Source organism: Streptomyces sp. NPDC001373, from assembly GCF_042895815.1.
Taxonomy (GTDB): domain Bacteria; phylum Actinomycetota; class Actinomycetes; order Streptomycetales; family Streptomycetaceae; genus Streptomyces.
Genome location: NZ_JBIAWQ010000033.1, coordinates 15,435 through 33,159, shown reverse-complemented (window position 1 = coordinate 33,159; position 17,725 = coordinate 15,435). Strand labels below are relative to the sequence as shown.

Here is a 17,725-nt window from a genome sequence, read left to right as displayed (position 1 = left end):
GCCTCCTGCGCCGACGGCGACAGATGCCGCGCGTCCCCCACCAGATCGCTCACACCCCACCAACGACCCAGAACCCAAACCGTTTCGGATCAATATAAGCCGGGCAAACGGTCCCGGATGTTCTACTCGGTCCGCGAGTACCGGGGCCGCAAGGGCGAGCCGAAGGGCATCGGATGGCGCGACCTGCGCGACCTGCTGGTCAGGGCACACATCCAGCTCGGCGGCCCGATCGTGCTGGTCTGGGACAACCTGCGCATGCACTTGGTCGAACCGATGCGCGAGTTCATCGCGGACTATGCCGAGTGGCTCACCGTCTTCCAACTTCCGAGTTACTCCCCGGACTTGAACCCGCAAGAGGGCATCTGGTCGCTGGTCAAGCACGACATCGGCAACCTCGCCGCAGCCGACCTCGGCCAGATCACCCGGGCCGTCAAGCGCAGGCTCAAGCAGATCCAGTACCGCCCGGACCTGGTCGACGGGCGCCTGGCCGGCACCGGCCTGATCACGGACGGCTGACCGACATCACGAATTCAAGTTCAGTAGCACCGCCAACGCCCGCTGACACCTTTCACCTCAGCGTCACACGCCATATGGGCCCCACCCGGAAGTCCCGAGTGGAGCCCATATCTATTCATCTCAACGGCCAGCGTCCGCGTCTAGCGAGAAACCCGCTCACCAGACATCTATACGAGTCCGATCAATCCAGGTCGCTTCCCGGGGGCACCCCAGTCCAAGATCTCACTTAGTTTCATGGACAGGTTCGCGATGTCGACTCCCGAATCACGCAGGTCCACTTCCACAACAGTCGAGATGTCAAGAATCTCCGCGTCTTCAGCTGCGAACTCCAGGTCCAGCATCGCGCCGTTAAGCTGCACGCGCCGCAGACAGCCGTAAACCGTCAACCCCCGCTCGTTCGAGACGCTGTAGGAGTCCATTCCAGACTGCACTTCCTGCTCGTCTGGTTCATAAGTGGATCGCTGGATCGAGAATGATCTCTGCGCGCCTGTATCGTCGATCCCATTGAGGCCTACCTCGAGCGCCTCCTCATCCTCGTAGTCCTCAAAGAACCCGACCTCTGTGGCGGTCAGTCTCATTCCTAGCCCCTCGCCTTCCATATTCCGGCGCCCTTGATGCCGTCAAATTCATACGTAACCGACACATCCAATTCTCTGACCATGCGGTTCATCGCCCCCTTGCATCTTGGGCAAGGCGGAAGCTGGCCTCGCATCGTCACTGCGTCACCAGGTTTCAGCGGGTACTTGCCGACGAATGGGTCGTTCGGAATTGAGATTTTCGGCCCTGTGGAAGCACCTGCCATGCGTGAGAACCGGTGCTCCGTGTGCGTGACAGCGGAATTATTAGGATAGCCGAGAGCAGCCTCCTGAGGAGTCATGTCACCGCTCTCCAGCTGTATATCGAAACGCGTCTTCCCGTTAGGGGCTTTCACGGTGATACCGCACATGTGTCCGTTGCCGCCGGTGTTATGAACGAGGACCGGAGTTGCCCCGGCGAGCACATAGTACGTGTGGAGCGCCGCAACCGTGAGGTTGTGGGTGGTGAGGTTGGTGCGGTAGGTCCGGACGTTGGTGAGGGTGACGGATTCGCCGTCTGCTGTCCGCAGGTGGGTGCCGGTGGTGAGGGCCGCTGCGTCACGCCACTGGCGGTCGTTTTCCGACCAGAATGGGTGGTGGTCCGTGGTCGTGATGCTTTTGGGGCCGTCAGCCGTTTCGATGGTGAGGTCGACGTATTCCTTGTCGTCTTCGGTGCGGATGGCTGCGGTCACCGGTTCGGGCGTGGTCTCGCCCGTCTCGGGATCCGTCGCGAGGACCTTGTCGTCGGGCTTCAGCTCCTCGATGGGCTTGCTGGTGCCGTCCGCAATGAGTACGCGAGTGCCAGATGCAAAGCTGTTCTTACATTCTCCGGGATTTGACTTTCCAGCTCGGGCTGCCGGTTTGCCGGCGAAGAACATCTTGCTGATGCTCTTCTCGAGCTCGCCGCCCTGTTCGAGTTCGGCGTACAGGCCAAGGCCCATCATGTACCCGATGTTGTCCACCGAGTTCTCGCAGGTGATGCCGTCCATGTTGCACATCACGTGGGAGAGGTAGGGGAGAACGGGTACTGAGGTGGCGTTGCACCGTCCGTCCTTATATATGCAATTGTCGACCCAGTTGTACTTCTTGAAGAGGTTGGGCTGGTGCTTTTCTACTGCGGCGAATGCGTTGTCGAGGGCTTTCTGGCTCTTGTAGTGGATCTTGACGGGGCCGATATTGATGTAGCTGTCGTAACCCTTCGGATAGTAGTAGGACTTGAATCCGATCGAGTGGTAGCTCTCGGGGTGGTTGACGATATTGCAGCCGCCGCAACCGCCGCTGCTGATGCCGCCGCTGTCCATTCCCTCGTAGATCATCAGGCCGGACGGGTCGCTGTTGGATATGGGATTGCCGTTGGCGTAGGTGTACCCGTTCATCTGGAGCGGGTCGGTGATGTCGATGATCGGGTCGACGGAGATGAAGCGGCCTGTGGAGGGTTCGTACTCGCGGGCTCCGATGTGGGTCAGGCTCGTGCTGCTGTCGTCGACGCCGGTGCCGAGGAAGGTGCGGTCGCCTGGCCAGTTGGCGGGCTGGCCGCCGCGGGGGTTGCCGTAGGGGTCGGATTTGCGGCGGGTGACCTTTTGGCCGGCCGCCGCGTCGACCGAGGTGGTCGCGGTCCCGTGGTGGTCGGTGGTCAGGACCGAGAGGTTGTGGCCGGTGGCCCTGCCTTCGGTGCGGCGGACGGTGGTCGGAGCGCCCGGGCTGCTGTAGTAGCGGACGGCGTCGACGGCCTGGCCGGCCTTGTTGACGGTGACCTCGGTGTCGCCGAGGTAGAGGGTGCGGCTGCTGCCGGTTTCCTCGATGAGGCGGTTGCCGCCTGCGTCGTAGATGTAGGTGGTGGTGTTGTCGAAGCTGAACTGCTGGGGTCCGGTCGCGTTGCAGGACCACAGCTGGAGGTCACTGCCATCGGCAGCGTTGTTGGGGACGTCGACGCACTGGTTGGTGGCCGGGTTGTTGAGGGACTTGTCGCTGGCGCGGTAGACGAACTTCTGCTTGTCGCTGCCGTCACAGGTGGCCAGGACCAGCTTGGTGCCGCTGGTGGTGAGGCACTTGTCGAGGGCGCGGACGGTGTCTGCCGAGAGACGCCACCGCTGGGCCTTGGTTTCGTTGCAGGGCCAGATCTGTACCGGGGTGCCGTCGGCGGTGCCGGCGTTTTCGATGTCGATGCACTTGCCCGAGGCGCCGGTGACCGCGACGGCTCCGATGCCGGGGCTGGTGGCTGAGGTGAGCTTGTTGCGGCGGTCCCAGTTGAGGGTCTGGGTGTCGCCGTTGATACGGCGGCTCTTGGTGTTGCCGGAGGCGTCGTAGGTGTACGTGTTGAGAGAGGTGACAGTGGAGCCCGGGGTCCGGGTCGTCTTGTCTGCCTGGGCGAGGGCGTGCGGCTGGGTCTTGGTCGGGGGCTGGGTGCCGTTGCCGGCGACGGTGATGCCGTAGGTGTAGGTGGTCTCGTCGTCCAGGGCGCTGTTGGTCAGGTCGTGGTCGATGAGTTTGGTGCGGTTGCCGATCGCGTCGAACTGGTATTCCTGCCAGTAGCCGTCACTGTCCGGGCCGGGGGTGACGTCTGCGGGGCTGGGGCCGGTGCATGCGTCGGTTTTGCCGGTCCAGGCTTTGGCCAGTCGGCCCATCGGGTCGTAGGCGTAGCACTGGAGGTCGGTGCGGCCGCCGGGCTGGGTGTCGTTGACCGAGGTGATGTTGCCCGCAGGATCGTAGGCGTAGGAGACGTCGCTGATGCGGTTGGGACCGGTCTCACGGTCGCTGATCTGATGCGTGACCTGGCCGGTGTTCGGGTTGTAGAAGTTGGTGGTCCACAGCCGGTTCGGCGCGTTGCCGGACGCGGTGCGCAGGACCTCGCCGAACGGGCTGTACTTGATGTCCGCGGTGTACCAGGCCAGGCCCGACTGGGTCTGGGGCATGCCGTCGGCGTTGTACCGGGTTACCAGTTTCTCGGCGGCCAGCCCGCCGGGAGTGGCGGGCAGGGTGCTGGACTGGACCTTGCCGGTCGGCGTGTAGGTGACGCTGGACGTGTAGGTGCCTGCGAGGCCCTTGGTCGCGGGCACGTCCGGGATGGTGGTCTTCGACCCGGTCGGGCGGTACTCCGCGTCGTAACCGGTGACCTCGGTCTTGTACGCGGCTCCGCTTTCGTAGCGGGTGGAGGAGACAGGCTGGCCCAAGGCACCGGGCAAGGAGTCGAAGGTCCACGAGGCGACGAGGGGGCCGTTGGCCGCGTCGTCGCGCAGCTCGGTCTTGCGGCTGAGGTCGTCGTAGGTCGTGTATTGAGTCCGGCCGGTGGAGTCCTTGAGCCAGAGCTGCCGGTCGAGGTTGTCGAACCCGAATTCCGAACGGCCGGTGTCCGGGTCCTCTGAGGCGGTCAGCCGCCCGCGGCCGTCGTAGGTGTACGTCCACTTGTTGCCGGCGGCGTCGGTGACCGACGTGAGTTTGTCGCGGGTGTCGTAGGTGTAGGAGGTCCTGTTCCAGGTGGTGAGGTCCGAGGCAGTGGCGTGTTCGACGGCCGTGGTCCGGCCCAGGGGGTCGGTCCAGGTCTTCGAGGCGCGGCTGCCGGGGAGTGGGGTGCTGCCGTCGGCGGACATGGCCGAGCGGCTGAGGGTGAAGTCCCCGCCGTACTGGACGGTAGAGGAGTACTGCGGCACGTCGGCATGGAGCGTGGTAGCGCGGACAATCCGGCCGAGGCCGTCATAGGCGGTCGCGGTGGAGTTCGGGACCTGGAAGACGGATTCCGGTACGAAGATCTGCTTCGCCGGAGTGCCCTCGGCGTAGTAGGCGTTGTTGGTCTGGCTGACCGTGCCGTTCGCGTTGTAGAGCGTGTCCTTGATCACCCGCCCGCCGCCGAGGGCCTCGCCCTGGCTCTGGCGTGGGCGCATGAGCCCGTCGTAGATGTCGACGGTCTGCTTGTAGGTGCCGTTGTCCTGAAGGGTGCTGCTGGTGACCGCCGGGGGCTCGTGCTCGCTGATCTGGTACGAGAAGGTGTAGGCCGCCTTGTCCGTCCCCGGCTTCTGCGACGGAGTCCATACGGCGGTCGAGCGCCCCAGGTTGTCGTAGGCGGCCGTGATCTTACGGCCGTTGGAGTCCGTCTTCTCGATCGGACTGTTGCGGCCGGGATCGGCCTTCACCGTGCTGGTGCGGCCCATCACGTCGGTGCCGGTCATGCTGAAGGCGGGACCTGTCGCCGGGCTGTAGGCCGTCGTGACGGAATGGCCGACAGCGTCGAACACCTTGATCACGCGTCCGAGCACGTCGTACTCGGAACGCGCGGTCGTGACCCAGCCCGTGCCGGCAGCATCGTTGGTGTCGACCTGGGAAACCAGTCCCCGGTCCGGGGCGACGCCGAAGGCCCCCGGCGCGTCATACGCCGTGCGGCTGTCGGAGAGCAGCGCCCCTGTTGCTGCCTGGCCGCAGTCGCCCGCAGTGGTGCGGACGCGCTGGGGCAGGCCGATCAGGTTCTTGCCGGTGTTGTGGACGTAGGTCGTGGTTCCGCATATCTGGCCGGTGGTCTGCCACCCACCGGTTCCGTTGGGGCTGATGGCTTCGGCCTGGACGGTCTGCTTCAGCCCGTAGACGGGCTCGAAGGTAGTGCGTGTGCGCAGGGTCCGAGTGGCGCCCCCGCTGATCGTCGTGACGTTGTCGGTGCGCGAGGTGCCTGACCGGTACGCGTTGAGCGAGGTGTTGCCGTCCCGGGGGCGGGAGGCCGTCTGCTGGCTCCACGGCCATGCCAGGGCACGCGAGACTACGCTGCCGCCGGCCTTGGTGTAGGTGATGGTCTCGGCGGTGAACCCCTGGAACTGGGATAGGTCCTCACCGAAGTCCTCGGCCCCGGTCGAGTCCTTGACCGTGATCTTGGCTCGGCCCGCGTCTCCCGACATGCCGCGGAAGAAGCGGGTACGGGTCTGGGACTGCTCGGTGGCGTCGGGCTTGCCCGCGTTGGCGGTGACGCCCTTGCTCGTCACCACGCTGGCGTAGCCGCGCCACTGGCTGTAGGTCCGCAGCTCGGGCTTGGAGAACTCGTCGTTGTCCTTGGCCCAGGCGGCGTCGCCCTCGTAGGTGTAGGAGGTGGTGACGTCGGGCTGGCGGGCGACGCGGTCCTTCTCGGTGACCTTGTCGACGACGTACTTGTTGAACCACTGCAGCGGCGGCTTCTCCAGCTCAGGGTCCGGGGACCAGTACACCGGGAAGCAGCGCGTGGTGTTCTCCTCCGGCTTGGGGAACGTACCGCCGACCGGGCAGGGCGCGGAGTAGCCGACGACTATCTCGCCGCCCGTCTCGGTGCGGATGGTCTCCACACGCAGGCGGTCGAAGTCCGGCGTCGCGTCCGTCGGGCCGGTCGCGACGCGGTTCGGCATGTCCTTGACGTTGGCGACGAAGGAGACCGGCGGAAGGCTGGTCGACTGCTGGTTCCCGGCGCTGTCCTTGACAGTCCCGTACCCGGTGCGGGTGATGGACTCCAGCCACAGCGGCGGGTGGGTGTCGGTGCGCTGACGCGGGAACGACTGGGCCAGGTTCCAGCGGTCCACCAGGGACAGCGCGGTGGATCCCTCGGTGCGCTGCGCGTACGTGGTGACGGCCGTCAGGCGCTTGCGGCTCCAGAACGTCGGGGAGCCGACGTAGCAGTCCTTGGCGGTGGGCTTGCAGTACAGCGTGGAGGGGGTGTCCCACCACGGCTGCTTGTCACCGTAGTTGTTGCCCTCGAACTCCGCGTCGGAGCACTGCGTGGTGCCTTCCTTGATGCAGCGTTCGGCGACGGTGAACTCGACCTTGCCGGCCGGGGGGCCGGAGAGGTTGTCGTTGCGCAGGCCGTAGGTGATCTGCGTGGGGTAGCCGGCCCGGGCGTAGGTGACCGCTTCCTTGAACTTGGAGTTCTTGGCGTAGCGGTTGGTCTCCTTGGCCCAGTCGATGATCATGGCGTTGCCGTGGACGTCCTCGACGTAGTCGAGGTTCCACCGCCAGCCCTGGTCACAGGACGAGGCGGCGAAGGTGCTCTGGTAGCAGGGCTCGCCGGGGTGGTTGCCGAAGACCGGGACTGTCAGCACCGAGTTGGTGACCGGTCGGCTACCCGCGCCGTCGACGTCGTGGCGACCGAAGAAGTAGCGGGTGCCATCCCGCTGGGTGACGATCCAGTACTCGCCGTCCTTGGCACCGTTCGGGACCGTGGTGTCGGTCTTGTGCTCGATTCGGGAGCCGTCGTCGGAGGCGGGGATCCAGTTGCCGGTGGCGGCGTCGTGGACGAGTTCCGTGGTGGAGCCGCCGAGCGACAGCATCACATTGTCGCCGGCCCAGCAGAGGTCGGACTTCTTCTTGTCCGTGGCGTTGTCGTTGTTCGGGGCGCCTGAAGCGTTCTTGCGGTCATCGGCGCAAGAGCGGTAGCGGCGTTCGATGAAGCCGGGCTCATAGCCCCAGCCGTCACCGATCCAGGATGCCTGGCCGTTGGAGACGGAGGTCCTGCCATCGACTGCCTGGGAAGAGTACGAGAACCTCACCTGCGGCGAGGGCCCGGCCGGGGGAGCGGGAACCGTCAGCGGGTAGGACCAGGAGAAGCCGCCACCGCTGCCGCCCGCCGTCCAGGAACCGGACGGGGACAGGGAGGTTGCCTTATACGTTCCACCAGCACCCGAGGCGCCGTCGGAGGCGGCCAGAACGGTGGGGCCGCCACTGCCGCCGGCCATGGTGCGCAGGCCCTGGCTGGGGGCGGTGGCCGGGTCGATGGTCGCGCGGACGGTGCCGGTGGCGGGGTCGTTGGTGCTGGGGACGTCCTGGGCGACGGTGCACTCGGGCAGGTCCGGGGTGGTCAGGAAGCACTCGGGGAGCTGCTTGAGCTCCAGGCGGGTGGCCCACTCGGTGCCGTAGAGGTCCTTGAACTTCTTGTAGTCCAGCTGGACGTCGACCGGCGTGGATCCCTCGGCCGGCGGGGTCACCTTGATGAGCGCACCGTCGACGTTTGCGGCCTCGGTCGCGGTGCGCGTCTCGACCGCCACCGACCAGGTGCCTGACGGCGCGGGCGGGGTCGGGTTCTCCGCGGTCGGCGAGGCCTTGCCGATGCTGACCGGCAGGGAGCCGGCCTGGACCAGCTGGTCACCGGACAGGGCGACGCTGGCCGTACCTCCCGTCGGCGGCGTCACCTGGGACGGTTCGTACTCCGGCGGCGACTGGACGGGCGCGCCGGCCCAGCCCTCAAGCTTGGCCGCCTCGACCTTGTCGAGCTTGGCCTTCATGTCCTGCTGCAGACCCGGCAGCTGGACGCCGCTGCGGTCGCCCGGCGGTGCTGCCCAGGCCTGGATCGGCAGGAGTGATACGACCAGCGCCACCGAGACGGTGAGGCCGGTATGCCCGGCGAGGCGCGCGCGTTTCGCGCGTGCTCTTCTGTTTCCGGGCAGGCGGAAATTATGCGCCGAGAACGGCGACATGTTGACCCCCCACGCTCTGCCCACGGTGAAGACACACGTGTGGCAGGAAACTGACAAATAGTCCGCTGATTCTGTGGCGTGAAGCACAGGAAATCCATAGGAACGATCATGGTGTGGTGTTTGTCACTTACCACTCGCATACGTCATAGCGAAAGGGATATTTCTGGCTTAGTTCCGACATTCTTGCAGGTGACGATGTCTGTGGAATGAGTCATGCTCTGGTCGCACATTCCATGCGTGAACGTCCGGATGGGGAGCCGGTGTTCACGTCGCCCGCCCGCCGGGCCGATTTCGTTGCGAGTACCCGGGGGTGTCGATTTCGCATGCCCGAGGGGGGAGAAGAAGTAGCGTGTCCAGAGTCGAACCCGACCATGAAGGTTCACCAAACATCGCTGTAGAAGCGCAAGTTGAGAGCAGCGGCTGGTATCGGCGGCGCAGGGCGTGGGGTGGTCTCGCGGCCCTCCTCGCCGTGGCCGTCGCCGTGCCCGTCGTCCTGAACCACGATGACACCCGCAAGCCGGTGGAGGCCAAGCCCGCGAAGGCGAAGGGGCCGGTCAGTGCGACCGAGGCCCGCCGCCTGGCGCGGGAGAGCGGCAAGGAGGTCGAGGTCACGGCCGAGGCCTCCGCGTACAGCAGCACCTGGGCGCAGCCCGGCGGCACGTTCAAGCTGCGGGTGTCCAGCCTGGCGAACCGGGCGAAGGTCGGCGATGAGTGGAAGCCGATCGACACGACCCTGCAGCGTGTGGACGGTGGTTTCGCGCCGAAGGCCGTCAACGGGAAGGTCGTCTTCAGCGCGGGCACCAAGGCGGCGGCAGCCGGTGACGGTAGCCGGGCATCACGTGGTGCTTCGCGTGTGGCCCTCGTCCAGCCTGCCGTCGCCAAGGCCGACACCCCCCAGCCCGCCTGGAGTGACCTCGTCCGTCTGAATCTCGACGGTCACGACCTGACCGTTGCCTGGCCTGGCCTGCTGCCTGAGCCGGTCATCTCCGGTCCCCGGGCCCTGTACGAGAACGTCCGCCCGGGCATCGACCTGGTGCTCACCGCCCAGGACGGCGGCTACACCCATGTCCTGGTCGTGAAGGACAAGCAGGCCGCCGCCGACCCCCTCCTCGGCCAGCTCAACTACCGCCTCTCCTCCCCGGACCTGACCTTCCACCTCGACGAGGCCTCGCGCTCGGTCAGCGCCCAGGACACCCAGGGCGAGGAGATCGCGGGCTCGCCGACCCCGTTCATGTGGGACTCCGCCGGGAAGGTGGCCGTCACCGAGGGGGAACCGGTCCCGGCTCCGGCCCCCGAGGCCAAGAACCACCCCACGCTCGCCCTGCCCGGGCTGAACGGCGCGGAAGGCAACCACGCCAAGGCCGCCTCCGCCGCCCTCAGCGCGGAGAACGTCCTGACGGTGACCCCCAGCAGCAAGCTGCTTGAGGACGGGGACACTGTCTACCCGGTTTTCATCGACCCGTCCTTCAAGGGTCACAAGCAGAACTGGACGACCTTCTACAAGACCGAGGGATCCTCCAGTTTCTGGAACGGGCAGAACTACAACAGTGGCAGCGGCACCCCCGAGGCTCGCGTCGGCTACGAGTCCACCTCGGGCGGTACCTCCCGGGCCGCGTTCATCTTCGACTTCGGCAGCGAGCTCTACGGCTCACAGATCCGCACGGCGAACCTGCGGATGCTGCAGACCTACTCGTGGGGCTGTACCGCGCGGGCCTTCGACGTCTACCACACGCCGCTGATCACCAGCTCCAGCACGTGGAACAACACGGACAATGCCGGGTTCTGGGGCAACCGCATCGCCGGGGCGTCCACCGGCTTCGGCTACAACAGTTCCTGCCCCGACGCGTGGGTGGGCATCGACATCAAGTCGAAGGTCGAGGAAGGCGCCCGCGGGGCCTGGCAGAACCTCACGCTCGGCCTGCGCTCCCCGAACGAGAGCGACGCGAACTTCTGGAAGAAGTTCCAGGCCAACGGTGAGAGCGCCCCGTACATCGAGGTCGAGTACAACAAGGCACCCGACGAGCCCACCCAGGCCGGCATGGACACCGTCCCCGGCGGTGCGTGTGTGACGGACGCGCCGTTCAACAAGGTCGGCAAGTCCGACGTCATGTTCGAGGTCCAGGGCCACGACGGCGACGGCAACCTCAAGCAGATCCAGTTCAAGGTCTGGCGGACCTCCGACAACCAGGTCGTCTTCGACCAGTGGATCTGGCCCGACAGCTACGGCGTAGCCCGCACCACCATCCCCTGGGAATCGTTCGCCGCGAACACCTCATACTCGTGGACGGCCACCGCCAGCGACTGGGACGGATCCACCTCGGCCGCCGGCCCCGCGGGCACGGACAGGCCGTGCACGTTCACGATCGACCACACCCAGCCCACCGCCCCCACCATCCGCTCCGACGACTTCCCCGCCCCCGGACCGGACGGCGCGGAATGGAGCAAGAACACCCTGAGCCCCGGCAAGATCACCGTCATCGCGGGCGGTACGAACCCGGCGGACATCCGCGAGTTCCAGTGGTCGCTCAACCATCCCGTCTACGACCAGAAGACGGTCCCGGCCGCCGGCCAGGACACGGTCACCGTCGACGTCAACCCCGACAACGCCGGCCCGAACCTGTTCTACGTCCGGATCGTCACCAAGTCCGGGAACGTCTCCAACCCGTTCATCTACACCTTCTACGTCCGCCCCCGCCCCGGCCTGGATGGCCCCGGCGACGTCACCGGCGACGGCAAGGCCGACATCCTCGCCGTCGACGGCAAGGGTGACCTGCGCGTCTACCCCGCCGACGCCGTCGGTGACGTCGACGCGTGGATGCCCGCCGCCACCGACAACGGCAAGCCCGCACCCGCCGGCTACTGGAGGGACGCGCTGATCGCGCACTCCAGCGACTGGTACCCCGGCGACGGCATCACCGACCTCATCGCCCGCATGCCCGACGGCAAGCTCTACGTCTACCAGGGCGACGGCAACGGCCGCTTCGACATCAGCCGCCGCACCGAAATCCTCCTGCCCGCCGGCGCGCCCGACCCGGCCACGCTCTCCCAGATCGTGGCCGTCCAGGACGTCAACGGCGACGGCTTCGAGGACATCTTCGCCACGGCGGGGGACACCTTCTGGGCCCTGACCGGCTACAGCGGCGCCACCATCACCGAAGCCCGCCAACTCTCCGCCACCAGCTGGACCAAGCGCGACATCATCAACATCCGCGACGTCACCGGCGACGGCGTCCCCGACCTCGTCTACCGCGACGACTCCACCCCAGACCGGGGCCTGGCCCTGCGACGGGGCAAGCCCGGCACGAACGGAGGCGTCGACATCAACTCCCTCGCCCTTGCCGTCAACTCCGCCGACGGCAAGGACCTCGCCTACGGCACCACCGGATGGGACAGCACCACCTGGCCCCTCCTGCGAGGCACCCCCGACGTCAACAACGACGGGATCCCCGACCTCTACCTCACCCGCAACGACGGCACCCTCCACCTCTACTACGGAGGCCGCACCGCCATCGGCAACGGCTGGCGCGTCGAGGAAGACGACTGGAACACCGCCCGCACCCTCGGCTGACAGCACGCTGGCGCCCGGCCGGACTCCCGGCCGGGCGCCAGCGGCAGCGCACATCCCTGACACCGAAGCCACCAGACCCCCCTCCCACAGGGGCGGGTAGGGCGGAAGGTGCCGCCGACGGTTCCGCACGCCACGCCCTGCAGCGCCCGTGCACCATGTGAGAGTGATAGCGATCGCCGTTTCCGGCGGCTCGCCCTCATCCCACCCGTACATCTTCTCGACCAGGGCCTCCCGGGCGAGACCGGGATCGGCGAGCGGCAGCATCGATCCTAGACGGCTCCCTTGTGCGCCCGCGAGTGCCTCAGCGCCGCCGACTGGTGCGCCGACGCACGGGCGCTCGTCGGTGTGCCACCGGCTTGCACTCGCCGTACCCTGACCGGCCTGCTCGGACTCCACATGCCTGCTGGTGGCACTCCCACGCCGTCGGGAAGCAGCACCCCCGGCCGCCCCTGCGCCCGGGGTGAGTACCTGTCAGTGATCAATGCGGTGCTGGCCCGGGACCTGATCACTCGTACCGAGGGCGCCGCCACGATGGTGGCTATGGCATTGCGCGATAGACGGCCACGTTGCCGCGGTGGCCGGGCCGGTACCGGCCCGCAGCGGCTGGGATGGAGGGTGCGGTGCGGCCCCGAGCTCACCGCGAGCTGTGGGGGCCGTGCCATGTCACACCACTCAAACGTTACGACCGACCCCACATCACCGCCCATGAGTTGGCGCGGGTTACCCCGCTCTCGTCCAGCCAGCTGTGTGCCTGGAAGGAGCATGACCCGCGCGTGACCCAGTGAGTGGAGTCGTCCCAGTAGCCGACGCCCTCGTCGGTCGGGCCCGCGTGGGTGCCGCCGCGGTAGGCGGTGGAGTCGACCATCTGCCACGTGCGGTTGCCGTCGCAGCTCCGCCACAGCTGTGTGTAGAGCCTGACGTCGGTCGCGTGCGGGAGGGCGTTGGCCTCAGTAGCCGCCCACACCACGTCGTCGGCAGTGCTCCACCACACGCACGCCTTGATGGTCCAGGCCCCCCAGCTCGACGGGGTGTCCGTGCAATAGGGCCAGCCGTTGGCACTGGCGGTGCTCGCGGCCGTGACGTTGGCCGTTGCGGCCAGCGCCAGGGCCGCGACTGAAAGTGCGGCTGTGCGTCGTACGTTCCGGAGCCGCTGCATGGGTGACGCTCCTCAGCTCGTGACCGGTGTACTGGCGTCCGGGCCCGCGTGAACGGGCCAACGACAACCAGTGTTCGGCGTCGGCTTCCCTTACCGCAAGACACCGGGCGCGCCGGGGGACGTCCTTCACGCGGAGGCCGGCACGGATCGCTCACGTCCGGTGTGGGCCCCACATGGTGCGCTGCGCAGCGCCACATCCGTCTGGCCCGTTCCGGGTGTGAAGTTCACCGTTTCCACCGCGTTCGCGCCAGGGGCTTCCACTCGCCTGCCGCGCTCACTCCTGCGGAAGCGTAGGTCACAGGGCGGGAGGGTGACCGATCCGTCGCTTCGACGGCGGCGTGTTCTTCGCCGAGGCTGGCCAAGAGAAGGGAGCGGAAGATGTTCAGCCGCCACCAGTGGAAGGCGTAGTTGGAGGTCTCCTCGTGGGAGCCAGCCGCGTCGAAGATGCGTAGGCCTTGCTCGTCGAGGGCGAGTGCTCCGGCTCGGTCGCCGCGGACGCCAGCGAGGGGGTGGACGAGCTGTCGGGCTGGACCACCGACGCCGACACGCTGGCCGATCTGACGGCCGGAGAGCTCGGAGCCTCGCCGCGCCGACTGCCGTGCCAGGGGCGGCTCCGCTGGCGGTGCTCGGCGAGGTGCGGGTGGTCGAGCGGTTCAGGTCCGGATCGGGGGCTGAAGGTGACCTTGGCTGAGCCGTCGCCGCCCTCCTGACCCAGCCCGGCGCCCGGGCCCGTCCCCGCCGCCGGGTTCTGGCCGTCCGGCCGTGTTGAACGCCGCCGTGGTCTACGCAGGTGTGTTGCGGATGGCATGGAGGGCGGCGCGGGTGTAGTCGGCGGGGGAGGCGTCGGGGTGGTGTACGGCGGAGATGGCGGCCAGGACGGTGAGGTAGTGAGGGTCTTCGTCGATGGTGTCCTCGAGGAGTTCGAAGGCGCGGGAGGCGAGTCGCACGACGCTGGCGTAGGTGGTCTTCCCGTGCTGCCCGGCGAGGTCGTGCTCCACCACGAGCCGGGCGCGGGCGTTGCCGACCTCCACGACACGCAGCCGCCGGTCCCGGACCTTCATGTCGGGGGCCAGATCCCGGTACAGCTGACCTGTGGTGACGGCGGCCGTCATAATCAGTCCTCCACTCCGCAGAACCCCATGTCCTGCCGCATGCACCCTATTGCGGTGTGTTCTGGCAGCGGCCCGCGGTCTTCTCGTTGGGGCGTGGCCTTCAGCCGGTTCCCTACGTGCATGAGTTCAGATTGACCGCCGTGCCGGGTGCCCCCGCAGCCTCGCGCCGAGCCCACCCCCACCCCGACGGAGGCCGTGGCCCCCACGGCAGCACGGCTCCGAACCGTGGGGAGCGCCCCTGCCCGAAGCGCACCAGGACGCCTGCGCGCAGCTGTGGGCGGTGCACGCGGTGGGAGACCTTCCCGCTGCCATCGCCGCAGCGGAGAAGCTGGAAGCTGCCCTCGAAGCCGAGTACGGGCCACTGCACCCCCACACCATCACCACCCTCAGCGCACGGGCCTGGCTGACGCTGACCCAGCGCACCGACTGGTACGACACCGTGCAGCTGCTGATCCACACAGCGCTGCGCCGCGGCGAAGCCGGCGCCGAGCCCCGAACGGAGACCGCGCAGGTGATCCGCAACGCACACTCGGCATGGCACGTGCTGGCCAAGGAGGATCCCGAAGGGGCGGTAGAGCTGAGCGGGCCCCTGGTCGACATGCTCACCCGGTTCAAGTGCTAGAGCCGGGCCCAGGACGTCATGCGCTGGGCCGACAACTCCATGAGCCGCAGACCGTACTGACACACATGGAAGGAACGCCCGTGCCCGAAGCGAAGACACGTACGGCCACCGCGTCGAAGTCGAATGGGGTGACCGCATCTACTGGGGATACACGAGCGTTCCACAACCTTCTGGCAGGGTCTGCTGTCTCGAAGGTCTGCGAGACCGCTCCCAGGAGCAGCTGATGATGAGCGCCGCCGTTCATGAAGCCGGCCACGCTGTGGCGGCGTTCTACGCCGGGATACCCCTTGCTGCCGTGGAGATCGAGGACGCCCCACCTTGCGGCCGGTGCGGGGTGCCGAGGTCCAGCGGGCGCAATCGAGGTCTGCATCTCGGCGCCGGCACCGCAGACGACACACTCCGCATGCTCGCTGCCGGTGTGGAAGCCCAGCTGCTCTGGATCGAGCGCCAAGGGCCGGTCGCCGATGCGGAGCGCTGGGCCGTAGAGATGGGTGGAATTGATGATCAAGGCCTTGCCCGCGAACTCGTTGATTCTCTGCGCGGGCATGGCTGGCCCAGGCTGGACTACGGGCCTTCCGGCGCTGCTCCACGGGCTTGGAACTGGCCCCGTCAGCGTCAGCGGGCCCGGGCGGCGGCTGAACAGTGGTGGCCGCAGATATAGGCAGTCGCCAGCAAGCTTGTGAGCCACCGGAGCCTCGATCCTGCGGACATCCTTGAAGTGCTGGAGTCGGCACAAGGGTGAGAGGCCGAGGCCCGGCGCGGGCGTCTGCGGAGGGGGGAGGAGACGCCCGCGGCCGGGCCCGGCGGCCGGGGGCCGCTCACCGGCCCGGCCGCCCTTTCAGCGTAGGCCCGTTCGTCCAGCGTCCACTGAGGTGCGCTTGCGCTGCCGTGATCACTCCGTGTCGGGGTCCGACGAGGAGCAGGACGTCCAGCTGGCCGACCGCGTCGAGGAGGTGCATCTGCGCGGGCTGCTCCGGCAGCAGCCGGCCGGCGAGGCCGGGCATCAGATGGCCGAGGACCGAGGGGCCGACGAGCACGCCCGCGAGGAGCTCGCCGACGATGGCGGGCATCCTGAAGCGTGCGGCCAACTGCCCCAGGCAGACGGCGAGGAGCAGCAGGAGCACCAGCTGGAGGAGGAGCACCAGCAGCGCGTGGTGGTCGATGGCCGGAACGGGGACGGCGGTCGTCATCCCACGAACGTTAGGACGGTCCCCCGCCGCCGGCCCCCCCGGCCCACGGTTCGTCAGGAGTTACGGAAGTCCGGGCACCGGGCCACGGGTTCACGCGTGGTCGGCGGGGAGGTCGGTGCGGTGCTGTTCGAGGTCGGTGACACCGTTGAGGCCCACCGTGACCGTGTACCAGAAGCCGCTTCCGTCGGGAGCCCTCTCCTCGTTCAGCATGTTGTTGTCCGCGAAGCCCCAGCTGCCGCCCGTGTAGACGCCCTTGACTCTGCCGTCCACCGTACCGACGGCGTCGAAGGGGCCGCCCTTCCAGCGGAAGGTCCAGTGGGTCCGGTACCAGGCGTCCAACTGCTCCGGGGCGGCCAGGAACTGTCCGGAGCCCGAGTCCCGGGGATCGGCGACAAGACCCTCAGGCCGGTCAGGCCCGGTGCTCAGTGCGACGAGGCCCGAGGCATCCGCCTCGGCAGCAGCCGGGTACGTCCGGCCCTGGTAGACCGCGTAAGCCTTGGGACGGAAATGGTCGGCCGCGGCCAGACGCCTCACCAGGGCGTGCAGCGGCTGGAGCAGATCCTCACGGTGCTCCTCCAGCTCGGTGACCTCCTCGCGCGGGAAGACGCCGCCATAACGGATGCCCCAGCGCTTGAGTGCTCTTTGGCGAAGTGTTCGTCGGAGCCGAGATGGTAGCCCGTGAGCGTGGTGGGCGCGGCGGCGGTGCAGTCGAAGAGCTCGCCGCGCCAACGGAACGTCCACGTCACGGCGTGCCAGGCTTCAAGGCTCTCCGGAGGAACCGGATATCCCACCGACCCGTCCGCGGACTCGCGCGGCGCAAGACCTTCGGGCGCGGGGCGGCCGGGCTCGGGCAGCAGCTCGACGCACGGCCACAGGCCCGCGGCGCCCCGCGCCCGATAGGGCTCACCACGGAAAACGGCAACCTCGCCCTTGACCGGATCGGGGAAACCCGCAGGGTCAGTCATCGTTTTCTCCACAGCCCTTCGTTCTTGTCGAAGAAGCTGACCGCCTCTTCGGTACCGTCGGCGTGCATACGCCAGATTTCAGCATGGTGGGGGAAGCCGGTGGGCCTGGCGAGCCACTCCGGGACGCCCCCACCGGTGTAGCCGGTGCCGAGAAACGGGTCCTCCCAGGCCCGTCCCTCGCTCTGCCCGGCCAGGCCGGCAACGTGATTGGCCAGCCCCTGATCACCCACGGCGCCGAGGCTCGGTTCGGCGCGCATGCCGGGCGGTGCCGGGAAGCGCAGCTGGTACGCCTCTGACGCGCCCAGGGGAACGGGGGACCAGCCGGCCCCGCCATCGTCGAGAGCGAGCCCGTCGCGCAGTTGGTCCATACTGCGCAGGTCGGCGGTGTCGCAACCGCGCGCGATGGAGCCGCGGAACCTGCCGGGATCGAAGGGACGCTCGCCGAGCTGCGAGGCGTTAGGCCTGCACCACATTGGGGTCGATCACCTTGGTCATCCTCGTTACCGTGATCGGCCTCCGGCACTCCCTAGACAGCGTGGTCACCGCCGCTGCGCCCCTCAAGGCCACCGGGCCGGGCTCGTGAGTAACCCGTCCGCCCGCGCACCGCGG

At 67.7% G+C, this 17,725-nt stretch carries 11 protein-coding genes; 3 read left to right on the top strand and 8 right to left on the bottom strand.

The annotated features are described in order from the left end of the window. The first annotated feature begins 117 nt into the window (after positions 1-117). Positions 118-516 (top strand): transposase, encoded by a 399-nt coding sequence (locus ACFY15_RS35420; protein ID WP_390826893.1) that lies wholly within the window; start codon positions 118-120, stop codon positions 514-516. Positions 517-683: 167 nt separating this feature from the next. Here ACFY15_RS35420 and ACFY15_RS35415 read toward each other — a convergent pair whose 3' ends face one another. Further along, on the bottom strand, positions 684-1,094 hold the full coding sequence (locus ACFY15_RS35415) for an Imm10 family immunity protein (RefSeq protein ID WP_390826892.1): 411 nt from the start codon (positions 1,092-1,094) through the stop codon (positions 684-686). 2 nt (positions 1,095-1,096) lie between these two features. After that, on the bottom strand, positions 1,097-8,404 hold the full coding sequence (locus tag ACFY15_RS35410; RefSeq protein ID WP_390826891.1) for a ricin-type beta-trefoil lectin domain protein: 7,308 nt from the start codon (positions 8,402-8,404) through the stop codon (positions 1,097-1,099). Positions 8,405-8,972: 568 nt separating this feature from the next. Between ACFY15_RS35410 and ACFY15_RS35405 the strand changes: the two genes are divergently transcribed. Next, positions 8,973-12,071, top strand: coding sequence for a DNRLRE domain-containing protein (locus ACFY15_RS35405; RefSeq protein WP_390826890.1), 3,099 nt, complete (start codon positions 8,973-8,975; stop codon positions 12,069-12,071). Between the two features lie 679 nt (positions 12,072-12,750). Here the strand turns inward: ACFY15_RS35405 and ACFY15_RS35400 are convergent. Together ACFY15_RS35400 and ACFY15_RS35395 are read right to left on the bottom strand one after the other, a co-directional pair. Continuing rightward, positions 12,751-13,227: a hypothetical protein gene (locus ACFY15_RS35400; protein ID WP_390826889.1), complete on the bottom strand. Its 477-nt coding sequence runs from the start codon at positions 13,225-13,227 to the stop codon at positions 12,751-12,753. A 782-nt stretch (positions 13,228-14,009) separates the two neighbouring features. Next, the gene (locus tag ACFY15_RS35395) at positions 14,010-14,339 is read right to left on the bottom strand and encodes a DUF6354 family protein (RefSeq protein ID WP_390826888.1); all 330 of its coding nucleotides are present in this window, start codon (positions 14,337-14,339) and stop codon (positions 14,010-14,012) included. Between the two features lie 289 nt (positions 14,340-14,628). Here ACFY15_RS35395 and ACFY15_RS35390 point away from each other — a divergent pair, with 289 nt between their 5' ends. Beyond that, the gene (locus ACFY15_RS35390) at positions 14,629-14,961 is read left to right on the top strand and encodes a hypothetical protein (protein ID WP_390826887.1); all 333 of its coding nucleotides are present in this window, start codon (positions 14,629-14,631) and stop codon (positions 14,959-14,961) included. Between the two features lie 16 nt (positions 14,962-14,977). Here ACFY15_RS35390 and ACFY15_RS35385 read toward each other — a convergent pair whose 3' ends face one another. From ACFY15_RS35385 to ACFY15_RS35370, 4 genes are all read right to left on the bottom strand, one after another. Next, positions 14,978-15,508, bottom strand: coding sequence for a hypothetical protein (locus tag ACFY15_RS35385; protein WP_390826886.1), 531 nt, complete (start codon positions 15,506-15,508; stop codon positions 14,978-14,980). Between the two features lie 271 nt (positions 15,509-15,779). Continuing rightward, positions 15,780-16,151: a hypothetical protein gene (locus ACFY15_RS35380; RefSeq protein ID WP_390826885.1), complete on the bottom strand. Its 372-nt coding sequence runs from the start codon at positions 16,149-16,151 to the stop codon at positions 15,780-15,782. 90 nt (positions 16,152-16,241) lie between these two features. Beyond that, the gene (locus ACFY15_RS35375) at positions 16,242-16,892 is read right to left on the bottom strand and encodes a hypothetical protein (RefSeq protein ID WP_390826884.1); all 651 of its coding nucleotides are present in this window, start codon (positions 16,890-16,892) and stop codon (positions 16,242-16,244) included. Positions 16,893-17,112: 220 nt separating this feature from the next. Continuing rightward, positions 17,113-17,589 carry a hypothetical protein gene (locus tag ACFY15_RS35370; protein WP_390826883.1) on the bottom strand — a complete coding sequence of 159 codons (477 nt, stop codon included), beginning with the start codon at positions 17,587-17,589 and terminating at the stop codon, positions 17,113-17,115. Positions 17,590-17,725 lie beyond the last annotated feature (136 nt).

Excerpts from the sequence above, each read along its gene's own strand:
- ACFY15_RS35420 (WP_390826893.1), top strand. The coding sequence starts at position 118 with ATGTTCTACTCGGTCCGCGAGTACCGGGGCCGCAAGGGCGAGCCGAAG.
- ACFY15_RS35415 (WP_390826892.1), bottom strand. The coding sequence starts at position 1,094 with ATGAGACTGACCGCCACAGAGGTCGGGTTCTTTGAGGACTACGAGGAT.
- ACFY15_RS35400 (WP_390826889.1), bottom strand. The coding sequence starts at position 13,227 with ATGCAGCGGCTCCGGAACGTACGACGCACAGCCGCACTTTCAGTCGCG.
- ACFY15_RS35395 (WP_390826888.1), bottom strand. The coding sequence starts at position 14,339 with ATGACGGCCGCCGTCACCACAGGTCAGCTGTACCGGGATCTGGCCCCC.
- ACFY15_RS35385 (WP_390826886.1), bottom strand. The coding sequence starts at position 15,508 with ATGCCCGCGCAGAGAATCAACGAGTTCGCGGGCAAGGCCTTGATCATC.
- ACFY15_RS35380 (WP_390826885.1), bottom strand. The coding sequence starts at position 16,151 with ATGACGACCGCCGTCCCCGTTCCGGCCATCGACCACCACGCGCTGCTG.
- ACFY15_RS35370 (WP_390826883.1), bottom strand. The coding sequence starts at position 17,589 with ATGTGGTGCAGGCCTAACGCCTCGCAGCTCGGCGAGCGTCCCTTCGAT.